The sequence below is a fragment of the Streptomyces dengpaensis genome (assembly GCF_002946835.1).
Lineage (GTDB): Bacteria > Actinomycetota > Actinomycetes > Streptomycetales > Streptomycetaceae > Streptomyces > Streptomyces dengpaensis.
Genome location: NZ_CP026652.1, coordinates 4,900,507 through 4,914,961, shown reverse-complemented (window position 1 = coordinate 4,914,961; position 14,455 = coordinate 4,900,507). Strand labels below are relative to the sequence as shown.

The following is a 14,455-nucleotide window of genomic DNA, read 5'->3' as shown; positions in this document are numbered from 1 at the left end:
GAGGCGCCGGACGGGCTGAGAATCTCACGTCGTCCGTGCCGTCCCCGTTCCCTTCTCCGCGTCCAGCGCGTACACGCAGCGGTCCTTGCTGCAGGCGTACACGACGCCGTCCTTGACCACCGGGGCGCCGGTGATCTCGCCACCCGTGGCGAGCTTCCAGCGCAGTCGCCCGTCGTCGGCTTTGAGGGTGTAGAGGAGGTGGTCGGTGGACCCGAAGTGGATGCGGCCGTCGGCCACGGCCGGGGCGCCCACGAGGTCACCCCCGGCCTGGAACCGCCACTTCGGCGTACCGGTGACCGCGTCCAGCGTGTACAGCCCCTTGCCGCTGCCGACGTGCACGTGCCCGGCGGCCACCAGCACCGGCTCGACCGAGGCGCGGGACTCGGTGGCGATGCGCCAGCGGTCGCGGCCGTCGGTGGCGTCGAGGGCGTAGACCGTGCCGAGGTAGTCGGCGAGATACACGCCGCCGCCCGTCACCGCCGGGCCCGGCGCGAAGGTGGGCGGACAGAGGAAGACGGCGGGTGCCTCGAAGTGCCAGCGGACATGGCCGCTGGCCACGTCGATGGCCAGGACCCGGGTGCCCGCGGTGACGTACACGTATCCGTCGGGAGCCGACGCGATCCACACCGGCACTCCCCCGCACGACGCCGCGTCGCCGATCGGGTACGACCAGCGCTCCTCGCCGGTACGGGCCTCCAGGGCGCGCAGGCGGGCGTCCTTCCAGACGTACACCGTGCCGTCGTGCAGGGCGGGCCCGGCCTCCGGGGACTCGAAGTCGGTCTGGGCGCCGGTGATCTCCCAGAGTTTCTGGCCGTTGGAGGCCTCCCAGGCCTGTACGCCGCCGCCGCGCGTGCCGGTGACAACCGTCCCGTGCCCGGCTTTCAACGAATACACCCAGGCGTCCGTCGAGAGCCGCCAGAGGTCCGCTCCCTCCCTTGCGTCCAGCGCGAAGAGCGTCGGCCCGTCGGAAGCGTGGATACGGCCGTCCGCGACCGCCATCGACCAGGCCACGTCCCGCGTCTTGAAGCGGCGCCGGCCGGTCGCGACATCGAGGGCGTGGACCTCGAAGGAGGTGACGTAGACCAGGTCGTCGGCGACCGAGGGCGTACCCCAGACATCGTTCGACATACGGAAGCGCCAGGGACGCCAGCCGGAGGGCGAGTCGGGCATGGGGGGCGCGACCGTGGGTGCGGCGGGCGCGGGGTCCGCGCCGTTCACGCCGGGGCGCGGCCGGGACCAGGACGCCGCGAGCCCGGCTTCCGGAGGAGGCGCCTTCACGGCGGCCGCGCGGGCGTCCGCGACGCGCGGGCCGGGGCCGATGGGCACCTGCGCGCCCGCGAGGCGTACGGGACCGCTGTCGGGCGCCCCTACGGGCACGGGGGCGTGCGAGGGAGGCGGAGGCACGACCGCGCGCCCCCCGCCGCTACGGCTCCCCGTCTGCGGCTTCACGGGCGGACGGCCGCCGCGGCGCGCCTCGATCAGGGCCACCGCCCGCTCGGGGAGCCACGCCGACGCCGTACCGCTGTCGTCGGAACCGGAGCCGAAGAGGTGCGGTGCCAGCTGGGCCTGGAGGTCGGCCGGGTTGGGACGGCCCGTCGCCCCCATCTGCATGCAGGACTCGATCAGCGGCCTGAGCTCGTCGGGCAGCCCCGACAGGTCCGGGCCCTCCCTGAGCAGCATGAAGACCGTCTCGACGGGGTTGGCCCCATGGAAGGGCGCGTGCCCCGTGGCGGCGAAGACGAGCATCGAGCCGAGCGAGAAGACGTCGCTCGCGCCGGTCACGCTGCGCGAGTCCTTCGCCTGCTCGGGTGACATGTACGCGGGCGTACCGACGGCGACGTTCGTCATGGTCAAACGGGTGTTCGAGACGCCGGACGCGATACCGAAGTCGATGACCCGCGGCCCGTCCTCGACGACCAGCACGTTCGACGGCTTCAGGTCGCGGTGGACGAGCCCGGCGCCGTGGATGGACTGCAGCGCCTCCGCGACGCCTGCCGCCAGCCAGCGCACCGCCTGGGCCGGGAGCGGCCCGCACTCGTTCACTATTTCCTCGAGCGAGGGCGCGGGCACGTACGCGGTGGCCAGCCACGGCACGGCCGCGCGGGGGTCGGCGTCGACCACCGCCGCCGTGTAGAAGCCGGAGACCGCCCGCGCGGCCTCCACCTCCCGTGTGAAGCGGACCCGGAACAGCTGGTCCTCGGCGAGTTCCGTCCTGACCGTCTTGATCGCCACGCGCCGGCCGGACGCCGAGCGCGCGAGATAGACCAGCCCCATGCCGCCGGCACCCAGCCGCCCCAGCACCTCGAACGGCCCGATCCGCCGCGGATCGTGTTGCGTCAGCTGATCCACCACTTGCCTGCCACCTCCCCGTACGGGCCGCGTCATCCACATGTGAACGCGACCCCGTGCAGCGTCTCACCACCGCACCGCCATGGCGGCACGCACCCCGATTCTTCCTGGCGGAGCCACAGGTTGCGAACTCGGGGGCGGATCGGGGTGTCTCGGGGCAAAAAGCCCCGCTTCACCGCCGAAGTCCCACGTGTCACCGCCGAAGTCCCCGTCTCACCGCTGGAGTACGGCGAACGACGCCCCCTGATTGTCCGTGACCACGGCCACCCGTCCGTACGACGTGTCGAAGGGTGTCGCCTGGATCCGGCCGCCGAGCCGATTCACCGTACCGATTACCTCGTCGCAGTCCTCGACGCCGAAATGGACGAGGAAGTGCGGCGGCATCTCGGCCAGGAAGACGCTGGAGACCAGCGCGCGACCGAAGTCGGGGGACGCGTCGGGGCCGAAGAGGGCGTCGTGGAAGAGGGAGCCGTAGAACCGGTCCACGGTCATCGTGTCCCGTGCGTACAGCTCGGCCCAGCAGAAGGTGCCCCGCTCGTGCCGTTTGCCGAAGCCGGAGAGGGTGTCGGCCTGCCAGAGGCCGAAGACGGCGCCCTCCGGGTCGGCCGCGAGGGCCATCGTGCCCAGGGAGTCCAACGGCTCGGGTGTCGTGATGAGCTGCCCGCCCGCGTCCGTGATCCGCCGGGCGAGTGCGGTGGCGTCGGGCGTCGCGAAGTACACCGTCCATACGGTGGGCATCCGGCCGTCCGTCTTGGGCGTGAGCCCGGCGACGGGCTCGCCGCCGAGGTAGGCCAGACCGGAGGGGCCGTACCCCTTCGCGAAGGTCCAGCCGAAGAGCTCGCCGTAGAAGCGCTTGCCCGCGTCCACGTCGGGGAGCTGTGCGTCGACCCAGCAAGGGGCGCCTTCGGTGAATACGGCCATACGGCCAAGCTAATGGTGTTTCATCCACCGCGCGCGGTGGCTTACGCCGCGAGCGCGCCGGGCACCCGCGTACGACGGCCACGCTCCGCGTACCGCGGCCCACGCTTCACCCGCGCCCCTCTTCGTCTCTTCTTCGCCCTTTCTTCGCTCCTGTTCCCCCCACTTCTTCCGGGCCTTTCGCACGGCCGCACCCCATTTGCAGTCGGCCGAATCGCGCTCCGATCACCCCTCGGTAAGCTGACGGCATGACAGGACAAGTGCGTACCGTCGACGGCCGCGTGGCCGGACGACGAGGGCAGGCGACCCGGCAGAAGCTGCTCGACTGCCTCAGCGAGATGCTCAGCTCTTCGCCCTACCGGGACGTCAAAGTCATTGATGTCGCCCGGAAGGCGGGGACTTCACCCGCGACCTTCTACCAGTACTTCCCGGACGTCGAAGGCGCCGTCCTGGAGATCGCCGAGCAAATGGCCGCGGAGGGCGCGGGGTTGACCCAGTTGCTCGAAGGGCGGTCCTGGGTCGGCAAGGCCGGTTGGCAGACCGCCCAGGAACTCGTCGACGGCTTCCTGGAGTTCTGGCGCAAGAATGACGCGATCCTCCGGGTCGTCGATCTGGGCGCCGCCGAGGGCGACAAACGGTTCTACAAGCTCCGTATGAAGATTCTGAACTCCGTGAACAACTCCCTTTCGGACTCGGTCGCCGACCTCCAGTCCAAGGGCAAGGTCGACAAGGACGTGAACCCGGCGGCCATGGCCGGTTCCCTTGTCGCCATGCTCGCGGCGGTGGCCTCGCACCAGAAGGGCTTCCAGACGTGGGGCGTCAAGCAGGCTGAACTCAAGCCGAATCTCGCGCTGTTGGTGTACCTCGGCGTGACGGGCAAGAAGCCGACCAGGTAACGCCCTCTTCCCCTTTTACTTCTCGCACACCCAACTCCTGTCATGCAGGCGGCAGTTCACCATGTGGACTGCCGCCTGCTGCGCTGTGGAGACAGTTTCCCGGCAGCGGAGGGTTCCCGCTGCGATCAGCGCCGTACGAGCCGGAACAGCCGGATCTCCCGGTCGACCCGCGCCTGATACGTGGCGTACGGCGGCCAGAAGGCCAGTACCGCCTTCCACGCCGCGTCCCGTTCCTCCCCCTGAAGCAGATGAGCGGTTACGGGGATGTCCTCGCCCTTCCGGCTGATCTCGGCGTCGGGATGGGCCAGGAGGTTGGCGGTCCAGGCGGGGTGGTCCGTACGGCCGAAGTTGGAGCCGACGAGGATCCAGCCGCGCCCGCCCTCCTCGGGCATGCAGGCGAGGGGCGTACGCCGGGAAAGGCCGCTCCTCGCCCCGGTCGCGGTGAGGATCACCCCCGGCAGCATCAGCGCGCTGAGCAGCGCCTTGCCGCGGGTGAGCCGGTGTACGGCCCGGTCGAGCGCGGGGATCACATGCGGGGCGACCAGGGCGAACCCCCGGGTCGAGGACACCTTCCGCACCGCCCGCACACCGATGACCATCAGACGGCCACCTCCTTCTGCTCGAAGAGCCGCGCCATGTGGGCCGCGTGCGCCCGCAGCCGGTGCACCGGCCCGAACAGCAGCTCGTCGCCGGCGGCGCGCTTGAAGTACAGGTGGGCCTCGTGTTCCCAGGTGAACCCGATGCCACCGTGCAGCTGGATGCCCTCGGCGGCAGCCGTCCGGAGCGCCTCCAGTGCCTGGGCGAGCGCGAGTCCGCCCGCCTTCTCCCCGTGCGCGGTCGCCCACGCCGCGTAGTACGCGGCCGAGCGCGCCGCCTGCACCGCCACGTACACGTCCGCCAGCCGGTGCTTGACCGCCTGAAAGGACCCGATCGCCCGGCCGAACTGCTCGCGCTGCCGCACGTACTCCACCGTCCGCTCCAGGGCGCGGTCGGCGGCGCCCACGGCTTCCGCGGCGAGCACGGCGGCGGCCGTGTCCCCGACGGCGGCGAGGGCGCCCAGCACGTCCGTCCCGCCCGAACGGCCCGCCCCGTCCGCACCGTCCGCACCGTCCTCGCCGAGCAACTCAGCTTCTACGTTCCGCAGTTCAAGCCGCGCCTGCGGCCGGGTGGCGTCGAGGGCGGTCTGCCGTACGCGGACGAGCCCGGCGGCGTCCCCCGTCACCAGGAACAGCAGGGTGCGGGAACGGGCGAAGCCACCGGTGTGGGCGGCGACCACGAGCAGCCCCGCACTGTGCCCGTCGAGGACCTGGTCGACCTGCCCGTACAGCCGCCAGCCGGCACGACCACGACCGTCCCCGCCGCTCCCCGCACCCCCACCGCCTGCGCCGTCCCGCCTCGCCTGTACGCCGCCCGCGCGCCCGCCACCCGCCCAGTCGCCGCCGTTGTCGCCGGTCAGGGCGAGCGCGGTGGCGAGCCCGGCGCCGGGTACGGCGAGGGCGGCGGTCAGGGCACCGGAGGAGATCCGGGGCAGCAGCTCGGCGCGCTGCGCCTCGGTACCGAGGGCGAGCAGCAGCGGGGCGGCGAGGACGGCGGTCGCGAGGAGCGGCGAGGGAGCGAGAGTCCGCCCCGTCTCCTCACCGGCGAGGGCGAGTTCGGTCACCGAGCAGCCGACGCCGCCGTACGCCTCCGGGAGGGCGAGCCCGGGCATACCGAGCTGGTCGGCGAGGGCGGCCCACAGGGCGGGGTCGTGCCCGGCGGGACCGGCGACGGCGGCCCGTACCTCCTCCGCCCCGCACCGCTTGTGCAGGAGCTCACGGAGGGTACGACGGATCTCGTCCTGTTCGGCGGTGAAGCTGGCGTCCATGGCTTCCTTCCCTGCCTTCCCCTCCGGACTTCCCTCCGGATTTGACGGGCCGTCATGTTAGGGCGGGAAGGCCGGGATGCCCAGAGGGGCGACGCCTGCCGCACAGGAACCATCTGATGTACCGTCAGATTCATGGGATCAGGGACCCGAACCCGGAAGGTCGCCGTGGTCGGCGTATCCCTCTCCGACTGCGGCCGCGTGGACGACACGACCCCATACGCGCTGCACGCCCAGGCGGCCCGGCGGGCGCTGGCCGACTCGGGGCTCGGCAGGGAGGTCGTCGACGGTTTCGCGTCGGCGGGGCTCGGCACGCTCGCGCCCATCGAGGTGGCCGAGTACCTGGGGCTGCGCCCCACCTGGGTCGACTCCACCTCCGTCGGCGGCTCCACCTGGGAGGTCATGGCGGCGCACGCGGCCGACGCGATCGCGGCGGGCCACGCGAACGCCGTACTCCTCGCGTACGGCTCCACGGCCCGCGCGGACATCAAGGCGGGCCGCCGCACCGGCAATCTCTCCTTCGGCGCCCGGGGCCCCCTCCAGTTCGAGGTCCCGTACGGTCACACGCTCATCGCCAAGTACGCGATGGCCGCCCGCCGCCACATGCACGAACACGGCACAACCATCGAGCAGTTGGCGCAGGTGGCGGTCCAGGCGAGGGCGAACGCGGCGCTGAATCCCGAGGCGATGTTCCGGGACCCGATCACGGTGGACGAGGTGCTGGACGGCCCGATGATCGCGGACCCCTTCACCAGACTGCACTGCTGCATACGCTCCGACGGCGGCGCGGCGGTGCTGCTCGCGGCCGAGGAGTACGTACGCGACTGCCGTACGAGCCCGGTGTGGATCCTCGGCACCGGCGAGCACGTCTCGCACACGACGATGTCCGCATGGCCGGACTTCACGGTGTCCCCGGCGGCGGTGAGCGGGCGGCTCGCCTTCGAGCGGGCGGGCGTACGCCCCGAGGAGATCGACTTCGCGGAGATCTACGACGCCTTCACGTACATGACGCTGGTGACGCTGGAGGATCTCGGGTTCTGCGGGAAGGGGGAGGGCGGCGCGTTCGTGGAGAAGGGGCGGCTGCGGGTGGAGGGCGGCGAGCTGCCGGTGAACACCGACGGGGGCGGGCTGTCGGCGCAGCATCCGGGTATGCGGGGACTGTTCCTGCTCGTCGAGGCCGTACGTCAGTTGCGGGGAGAGGCGGGGCGGCGGCAGATACGGCGGGCGGGCGGGGAGGTGCCCCGAATGGCGGTCGTGTCGGGTACGGGCGGGTGGTTCTGTTCCTCGGGAACGGTGGTACTGGGACGGGAATGACGACCCCCGGGCCGGTGCTCTCCGTCAGGACAGCAACGACTCGGAGGAGCATGACATGGCACTGTCCCATGAAGAGCGCGAGCAGTTTCTGGCCGAGCCGCATGTCGCCGCGCTGGCGGTGGACTCCGGGGCGGGGAGGGCCCCGCTCACCGTGCCGATCTGGTACCAGTACGAGCCCGGTGGCAACATCTGGATCATGACCGGACTCGAGTCCCGCAAGAACGCGCTGATCAGCGAGGCGGGCCGGTTCACGTTGATGGTCGACCGGATCGAACCCACCATCCGGTACGTGTCGGTGGAGGGCCCGGTGATCGACTCCGCCCCCGCGACCGTCGAGAAGCTCCGGGAGCTCACCGCCCGGTACGTGCCGGCCGAGAAGGTCGAGGGTTATGTCGAATTCGCTCTGAAGAACCACGGCGAGCAGCTGGTCATCCGCATGCGGCCCGAGCGCTGGGTGTCGGCCGACCTCGGGTCGATCTGAGGACCCGGCACCGGCGCGGACCGAGGCGCCGCGCGGAGTGATACTCGGGGCATGGAACCGGATCTTGATGAGCTGCTGAGGTCGCTGCGGGTGTGGGACACGGAGCTGCCGTCCTTCGACCCGGGCGCGGCGCCGGACGAGCCGCTGCCGCTGTTCACCGCGTGGTTCGCGCAGGCGGTGGCGGCCGGGCAGACCGAGCCGCACACGGTGTCGCTGGCGACGGCGGACGAGGACGGGCTGCCCGACGTGCGGACGGTGATGCTGCACGGGGCGGATGCCGAGGGCTGGGCCTTCGCCTCGCACGCCACGAGCCGCAAGGGACGGCAGCTGGCGGCGCGGCCGTACGCGGCCCTCGGTTTCTACTGGCCCGCCCAGGGGCGGCAGATCCGGCTGCGCGGCCCCGTCACCGTGGCGCCGCCCGAGGAGGGCCAGGCGGATCTGCACGCCCGCTCCACGGGGGCGCTGGCCGCCGCGCTGGTGGGTCACCAGAGCGAAGTCCTGTCCTCGGAGGAGGAGTTGGCGCGCGCGTCGGACGCGGCGTGGGAGCGGGCGGCCCGGGAGCCGGACACCCCGGCCCCGACGTGGACGCTGTACCGGCTCTGCCCGGACGAGGTGGAGTTCTTCCAGGGAGACGCCCGGCGACGGCACGTACGCCTCGCCTACCGCCGCACCAAGGACGGTTGGGTCAAGGAGCTGCTGTGGCCGTGAGGCCGGTCGAGCGCCCTCACCGCAGACGTCCCTCCGCGAGGTCGGGAGCCGTCGGTTCCGGATCTGTTGCCAGGCGGCCGTGCAGATGCACGTCCCGGAACGCGTCGTGCCGCCCCGCCGCGAACATCGCGCCCCGCAGCGTCCCCTCGTACGCGAATCCGCAGCGTTCGGCGACGCGGCAGGACAGGTCGTGGCCGACGGCGTGGCCGAGCTCCAGGCGGTGCAGGGCGAGGTCGGTGAAGGCGTAGCGGGCGGCGAGGAGCAGGGCGCGGGTGGCGACCTTGCGGCCGCGGGCCTCGGGGAGGACCCAGTAGCCGACGCGCGCACAGCCGGCGACGTAGTCGATGTCGTTGACGCCGATGTGGCCGAGCGGCGTGCCGGTGTCGGCGTCCGTGACGCAGAAGGCGACCGCGGTGCCGCGCTCCGCGCTCTCCGCCCGCGCACGGAGCGACTCGCGGGCGCCGTCGATGTCCCGGATGAACTTGAGCGGCGTGTTCCAGCGCTGGAACTCAGGGTCGGACAGCCCGCGCAGCCACGTCGCGACGTCGACGTCGGACTCCGCGTCCCAGGAGCGCAGCCGCAGACCGTGGCCGCGCAGCTCGGGGAAGGGATGGATGGCGTACTGCTCGTGGAGGTCGGCCATCCAGCCATTCAAACGCGTCGGGCCGCGGGGGTCACGCCCGGGGCCCCCACCCCTTCACCTCGTGCCGCTCCGCCCTCTCCCGTCGCGCCGCTCGGGATCCGGCCCCGGCACGGAGGACAGGGGCGGCCGGGGCCGGAAGACGGGCGCTCCCGCGCGGAAGGCGACCTGCAGCTCCATCCCGATCCGCAGCGCTCCCTCCTCGTACTGCACCACCTCGGTCATCATCCGGGGGCCCTCGGCGAGGTCGACGACGGCGGCGACGTACGGCACCTGCTCCCCGAACGGCGGCAGGTCGTTGCGGTGCACGACGGACCAGGTGTAGAGCGTGGCGCGCCCGCTCGCGGGCCGCCAGCGCACGTCCTCGCTCCAGCAGTGCGGGCAGAACTCCCGGGGGTAGTGGTGGGCCCGGTCGCAGGCGGCGCAGTGGCGGAGCAGCAGCAGCCCCTTCGCGGCCGCGTCCCAGTAGGGGCGGGTGAAGGCGTCCACCTCGGGGACGTCGAACCCCGCGGCGCCGGCACTTTGCGCGGCCCCGCTCACTGGAACAGTCCCAGCGCGCTGTCCAGCGACCACGTCTGCCACGACATCCCGAACAGCCCGACCACCGAGATCAGCGCCATCATCGAGTTCTGCCCCTGCTCGGCCCAGTCGTGGATCATGAGGACGAGATAGAGGACGTTCAGGACAAGCCCTCCGACCAGGGCGACCGGCGTCAGCAGTCCGGCCACCAGGCCCAGCCCGAGCGCCAGCTCGGCGTACACGACGACGTACGCCATCACCCTCGGGCGCGGCGAGACCACCACGTCGAAGCCGGAGCGCACCGCGTGCCACCGGTGCTTGGCCGCGACGTCCGCCGCCCACGCGATCCCGGTCCCGCGCTCGAACCAGCCCTTCTTGTCCTTGTGCCGCCAGCTCTCCAGCCACCACAGCCCGAGCCCGATCCGCAGCACGGCCAGCCACTCCGCCCCGCCGAGCCAGATCGTGTCCATGGCCGAACCTCCTGCCGCGCGCGGATATCTGACGGTACGTCAGTTCAGCGTACGGAGAGCACCCCCGCAAGGGGTTCGCGGCCGATCGCCGCCCTCGCGGGAGGCGTACGCGACCGCGCCCCTCCACGCCCTCACCACAACCAAGTGACCTACGCCACCGGCCCCACCCACTCCTCCTACAGCCGTGATCAGTTCGCAACCGATTCCGGTCTTGACCGAGACCTATCAACTGGGGACGTGATTACGCTCGCGCTCATGGCCGACTCGACTGCTCCCTCGACCCCCCGCACGGTGCCGTCCCACGAAGACCGCCCCGTGTACGTGATCGGCGGCGGCCCGGGCGGTCTCGCGGCGGCCTGTGCGCTGCGCACGCAGGGCATACGAGCCGTCGTGCTCGAGAAGTCGGCGGGCGTCGGGGCGTCCTGGCGGCGTCACTACGACCGGCTGCATCTGCACACCACGCGACGCCTGTCGGCGCTCCCAGGGCTCGCGATACCGCGCTCGTTCGGGCGGTGGGTGTCGCGCGACAACGTGGTGCGCTACCTGGAGAAGTACGCCGAGCACCACCAGCTGGAGATCGTCACGGGCGTCGAGGTCTCGCGCGTCGAGCCCGCCCCGGACGGCGACGGCTGGCTGCTGCACGCCACCGGCGGGCGGGAACTGACCGGCAGTGCGGTGGTCGTCGCCACCGGCTACAACCACACGCCCCACGTGCCCGACTGGCCGGGGCGCGACACATACACCGGCGACTTCCTGCACGCCGGCGAGTACCGCAACCCCGCCCCCTACACCGGCCGCGACGTCCTCGTCGTCGGCGTCGGCAACACGGGCGCGGAAATCGCCGTGGACCTGATCAACGGCGGCGCCGAGCGCGTACGGCTCTCCGTCCGCACCGCCCCGCACATCGTGCGCCGCTCGACGGCCGGCTGGGCCGCCCAGTTCACCGGGATTCTCGTACGACGGCTGCCGGTTCGCCTTGTCGACCGCCTCGCCGAGCCGATGGCCAAGCTGAGCGTGCCGGACCTGTCGGCCCAGGGGCTGCCGCGTCCCGACACCGGGCTCTACTCCCGCGTCGAGGAGGGGTCCATCCCCGTCCAGGACGTCGGCCTCATCGACGCCGTCCGCGAGGGCCGGGTGGAGATCGTGGCCGCGGTGGACGGTTTCGAGGACGGCAAGGTCGCCCTCGCCGACGGGAACCGCATCGGCCCGGACGTCGTGATCGCCGCCACGGGTTACCGGCGCGCGCTGGAGGGCATCGTCGGACACCTCGGCGTGCTCGACGACCGCGGGCGCCCGGTCGTGCGCGGCGCCCGCACCCCGGAGAACGCCCCCGGCCTGTACTTCACCGGCTTCACCAACCCCATCAGCGGCATGCTCCGCGAACTCGCCCTCGATGCCGAGAAGATCGCGAAGGCGATCGCTCGGCGGGTTGCCTCCGCACGGGGCACGTCTCGCTGAACCACCGCCCTCGCCACGGCCCGCAGCCGCCACGCACGGCCCCTCACCTGCCCGCCGCAGGCGGCGACGTTATTCGCCCCCGCCGCCCCTACCCTCCCCCACTCTCGGCTTCTCCCCCAGTGCCTTAAGGGCCTGGGAGGTACCCCCAGAGCGGGGGGACCCCCACCGTACTTGGGGGCTGCCGCCCCCAGACCCCCGCTGTCGGCCTGAACGGCCTCGTCCTCAAACGCCGGACGGGCTGAGGGGGTGCACCCGCAGTCGCAAGCGCGTGGAAGGGGCCGTGCCGTGCCGGTACATCACATGCCCGTCGCTTACGCCCGGATCTGGAAACGTCTCCCTACAGGCCAACGTCTGATTCAGCGGCGACGGGCGGATGTACCGGCACGGCACGGCCCCGACCCACCCCCCGGCAGAAGGCGCCCCGCCAGAAACCGCACGACTTTGCCCGCACAACGGTTCCTGACGTGACGTCAGTTCAGTAATCTGACACTACGTCAGTTATCAGTGGCTGTCACACAGGAGCGGGCGGACCGATGCTTGGATCAACCCACGGCACCCTCACCACCGACTCCCGCCGGGCCCGGGCCATCGCCTGCGGCGAGCAACCCTCACCGGTCGTGCACGGCCGGCCCGCCGAGGTCGACGACCTGGACGTCAGCGGCCGTCCGCTGTACGCCGGCGTACCCGATCTGGACCGCTTCTTCCGCCCTGAGTCCGTGGCCGTCGTCGGCGCCTCGGAAGCCGAGGGACGGCCGAACACCGGCATCACCCGCCAGTTGATCGCCTGGGCCGAGCGGGTCGGGGCCCGGCTGCACCCGGTGCACCCCACCCGTCAGTCCGTCTTCGGCATACCCTGCTTCCCCTCCGTCGCGGACCTGCCCGAGCAGGTCGACCTGGCCGTACTCCTTGTCGGCGACCCCCTTCCCGTGATCGAGGAACTGGCCGAGGCCAAGGTGAAATTCGCGGTCGTCTTCGCTTCCGGGTTCGCCGAGACCGGAACCGAGGGCGCCGCCGCACAGGCCCGGCTCGCCTCCGCCGTCCGCCGCTCCGGGATGCGGCTGCTCGGGCCCAACACCAACCTCAACGCCTTCGAGAAGTTCCGCGACGACCTCGACGGTCCCGCCATCGCGCTCATCACACAGTCCGGCCACCAGGGACGGCCGGTGTTCGCGATGCAGGAACTGGGCGTGCGGCTCTCCCACTGGGCGCCCACCGGCAACGAGGCCGATCTGGAAACCGCCGACTTCCTCTCCTACTTCTCCGAGCAGCCCGAGATCGGCGCCATCGCCTGTTACGTCGAGGGGCTGAAGGACGGCCGCTCCTTTCTGCTCGCCGCCGACCGCGCCGCACGCCGCGGAGTGCCCGTCGTCGCCGTCAAGGTCGGCCGCACCGAGACCGGCGCCCGCACCGCCGCCTCACACACCGGCAAGCTGACCGGCGCCGACCAGGTGGTGGACGCGGCGCTGCGGCAGTACGGCGTGATCCGTGTCGACGGACTCGACGAACTCCAGGACACCGCCGCCCTGTTGGCCCGCGCCCGCACCCCGCGGGCCGACGGCGTCGTCGTCTATTCGATCTCGGGCGGCACGGGCGCGCACTTCGCGGACCTGGCGAGCGAGGCAGGGCTCACCCTGCCCACCCTGACCTCCGCCAAGCAGGCCGAACTGCACCAGTGGATACCCGAGTACCTGAACGTCGCCAACCCCGTCGACAACGGCGGCCACCCCGTCGGCGACTGGCGCGGCCGGAAGATCATCGACGCGATCCTCGCCGACCCGGCCGTCGGCGTGCTGATCTGCCCGATCACCGGCCCCTTCCCGCCGATGAGCGACAAGCTCGCGCAGGACCTGGTGGACGCGGCGGAGCAGACGGACAAGCTGGTGTGCGTGGTGTGGGGGTCGCCGGTCGGCACGGAGGCCGCGTACCGCGAGACACTGCTCGGGTCGTCGCGGGTCGCCACCTTCCGTACGTTCGCCAACTGCATCACCGCCGTCCGCGCCTACCTGGACCACCACCGGTTCGTCTCCGCGTACCGCTCCCCCTTCGACGAGGCGCCCCGCACCCCCTCGCCCTCCTTCCGCAAGGCGCAGCCCTTGATGCGCCCGGGCAGGCAGCTGAGCGAGCACGCGGCCAAGCAGTTGCTGCGCGCGTACGGGATCCGTGTGCCGCGCGAGCAGCTGGTGACCAGCGCGGCGGCGTCCGTACGGGCGGCGAGCCTGGTCGGCTATCCGGTGGTCATGAAGGCGTCCGGCGCGCAGATCGCCCACAAGACCGAACTCGGCCTGGTGAAGACCGGGCTGACCTCCGCCAGCCAGGTCCGCGACGCCTATCGGGAGCTGACCGACATCGCGCGCTACGAAGGGATCTCGCTCGACGGGGTGCTCGTGTGCCAGATGGTCGAGCGGGGCGTCGAGATGGTCGTCGGCGTCACGCACGACCAGCTCTTCGGGCCGACCGTGACGGTCGGGCTCGGCGGCGTCCTCGTCGAGGTGCTGCGGGATGCCGCCGTACGCGTGCCGCCGTTCGGCGAGGACCAGGCGCGGGCCATGCCGGCCGAACTGCGGGGGCGGGCGCTCCTCGACGGAGTGCGCGGCGGGCCGCCCGTCGATGTCGACGCACTCGTCGAAGTCGTGCTCCGGGTGCAGCGCATGGCGCTCGAACTCGGGGACGACATCGCGGAGTTGGACATCAATCCGCTGATGGTGCTGCCCAGGGGGCAGGGGGCGGTGGCCTTGGACGCGTTGGTGGTGTGCCGCTGAGCGGTCCCACCCGCCCCTCACCATGGCGCTCACCGCCCTCCGTACGAAGACGCTCGCCACCCCCCGCACCAAGACGTTCACC

The 14,455-nt window shown here is 71.9% G+C and carries 13 protein-coding genes; 6 read left to right on the top strand and 7 right to left on the bottom strand.

Features of this window, described 5'->3' with window-relative positions:
• Positions 1-24: 24 nt before the first annotated feature.
• Together C4B68_RS22835 and kbpA are read right to left on the bottom strand one after the other, a co-directional pair.
• Positions 25-2,352: an outer membrane protein assembly factor BamB family protein gene (locus tag C4B68_RS22835; RefSeq protein WP_099504141.1), complete on the bottom strand. Its 2,328-nt coding sequence runs from the start codon at positions 2,350-2,352 to the stop codon at positions 25-27.
• 210 nt (positions 2,353-2,562) lie between these two features.
• Positions 2,563-3,270, bottom strand: a complete 708-nt coding sequence (kbpA, locus tag C4B68_RS22825) for an AfsK-binding protein KbpA (protein ID WP_099504137.1) — start codon at positions 3,268-3,270, stop codon at positions 2,563-2,565.
• 257 nt (positions 3,271-3,527) lie between these two features.
• On the opposite strand from kbpA, the gene C4B68_RS22820 reads away from it, so the two are divergent.
• Positions 3,528-4,163: a TetR family transcriptional regulator gene (locus tag C4B68_RS22820; protein ID WP_099504135.1), complete on the top strand. Its 636-nt coding sequence runs from the start codon at positions 3,528-3,530 to the stop codon at positions 4,161-4,163.
• 125 nt (positions 4,164-4,288) lie between these two features.
• On the opposite strand, the gene C4B68_RS22815 is transcribed toward C4B68_RS22820, so the two are convergent.
• On the bottom strand, positions 4,289-4,762 hold the full coding sequence (locus C4B68_RS22815) for a nitroreductase family deazaflavin-dependent oxidoreductase (RefSeq protein WP_099504133.1): 474 nt from the start codon (positions 4,760-4,762) through the stop codon (positions 4,289-4,291).
• Positions 4,762-6,027: an acyl-CoA dehydrogenase family protein gene (locus C4B68_RS22810; RefSeq protein ID WP_099504131.1), complete on the bottom strand. Its 1,266-nt coding sequence runs from the start codon at positions 6,025-6,027 to the stop codon at positions 4,762-4,764. The genes C4B68_RS22815 and C4B68_RS22810 overlap by 1 nt, the downstream gene beginning before the upstream one ends.
• A gap of 132 nt (positions 6,028-6,159) precedes the next feature.
• On the opposite strand from C4B68_RS22810, the gene C4B68_RS22805 reads away from it, so the two are divergent.
• The 3 genes from C4B68_RS22805 to C4B68_RS22795 are packed head-to-tail and all read left to right on the top strand — an operon-like array spanning position 6,160 to position 8,527.
• Positions 6,160-7,338 (top strand): thiolase C-terminal domain-containing protein, encoded by a 1,179-nt coding sequence (locus tag C4B68_RS22805; protein ID WP_099504129.1) that lies wholly within the window; start codon positions 6,160-6,162, stop codon positions 7,336-7,338.
• Between the two features lie 55 nt (positions 7,339-7,393).
• Positions 7,394-7,819 carry a pyridoxamine 5'-phosphate oxidase family protein gene (locus C4B68_RS22800; RefSeq protein ID WP_099504127.1) on the top strand — a complete coding sequence of 142 codons (426 nt, stop codon included), beginning with the start codon at positions 7,394-7,396 and terminating at the stop codon, positions 7,817-7,819.
• A gap of 51 nt (positions 7,820-7,870) precedes the next feature.
• Positions 7,871-8,527 carry a pyridoxine/pyridoxamine 5'-phosphate oxidase gene (locus C4B68_RS22795; protein WP_099504125.1) on the top strand — a complete coding sequence of 219 codons (657 nt, stop codon included), beginning with the start codon at positions 7,871-7,873 and terminating at the stop codon, positions 8,525-8,527.
• A 16-nt stretch (positions 8,528-8,543) separates the two neighbouring features.
• Here C4B68_RS22795 and C4B68_RS22790 read toward each other — a convergent pair whose 3' ends face one another.
• Genes C4B68_RS22790 through C4B68_RS22780 form a run of 3 tightly spaced genes read right to left on the bottom strand, consistent with a single transcriptional unit; the run spans position 8,544 to position 10,156 of the window.
• On the bottom strand, positions 8,544-9,170 hold the full coding sequence (locus C4B68_RS22790; RefSeq protein ID WP_099504123.1) for a GNAT family N-acetyltransferase: 627 nt from the start codon (positions 9,168-9,170) through the stop codon (positions 8,544-8,546).
• Between the two features lie 54 nt (positions 9,171-9,224).
• Entirely contained in the window at positions 9,225-9,707 is a 483-nt protein-coding gene (locus tag C4B68_RS22785) for a Zn-ribbon domain-containing OB-fold protein (protein WP_180289325.1), read from the bottom strand.
• On the bottom strand, positions 9,704-10,156 hold the full coding sequence (locus C4B68_RS22780; protein WP_099504118.1) for a DoxX family protein: 453 nt from the start codon (positions 10,154-10,156) through the stop codon (positions 9,704-9,706). Before C4B68_RS22780 ends, C4B68_RS22785 begins: the two co-directional genes overlap by 4 nt.
• Before the next feature lie 255 nt (positions 10,157-10,411).
• On the opposite strand from C4B68_RS22780, the gene C4B68_RS22775 reads away from it, so the two are divergent.
• Both C4B68_RS22775 and C4B68_RS22770 read left to right on the top strand, forming a co-directional pair.
• On the top strand, positions 10,412-11,614 hold the full coding sequence (locus C4B68_RS22775; RefSeq protein ID WP_099504116.1) for a flavin-containing monooxygenase: 1,203 nt from the start codon (positions 10,412-10,414) through the stop codon (positions 11,612-11,614).
• Positions 11,615-12,147: 533 nt separating this feature from the next.
• Positions 12,148-14,373, top strand: a complete 2,226-nt coding sequence (locus tag C4B68_RS22770; protein WP_099504114.1) for an acetate--CoA ligase family protein — start codon at positions 12,148-12,150, stop codon at positions 14,371-14,373.
• The last annotated feature ends 82 nt before the right edge of the window (positions 14,374-14,455 follow it).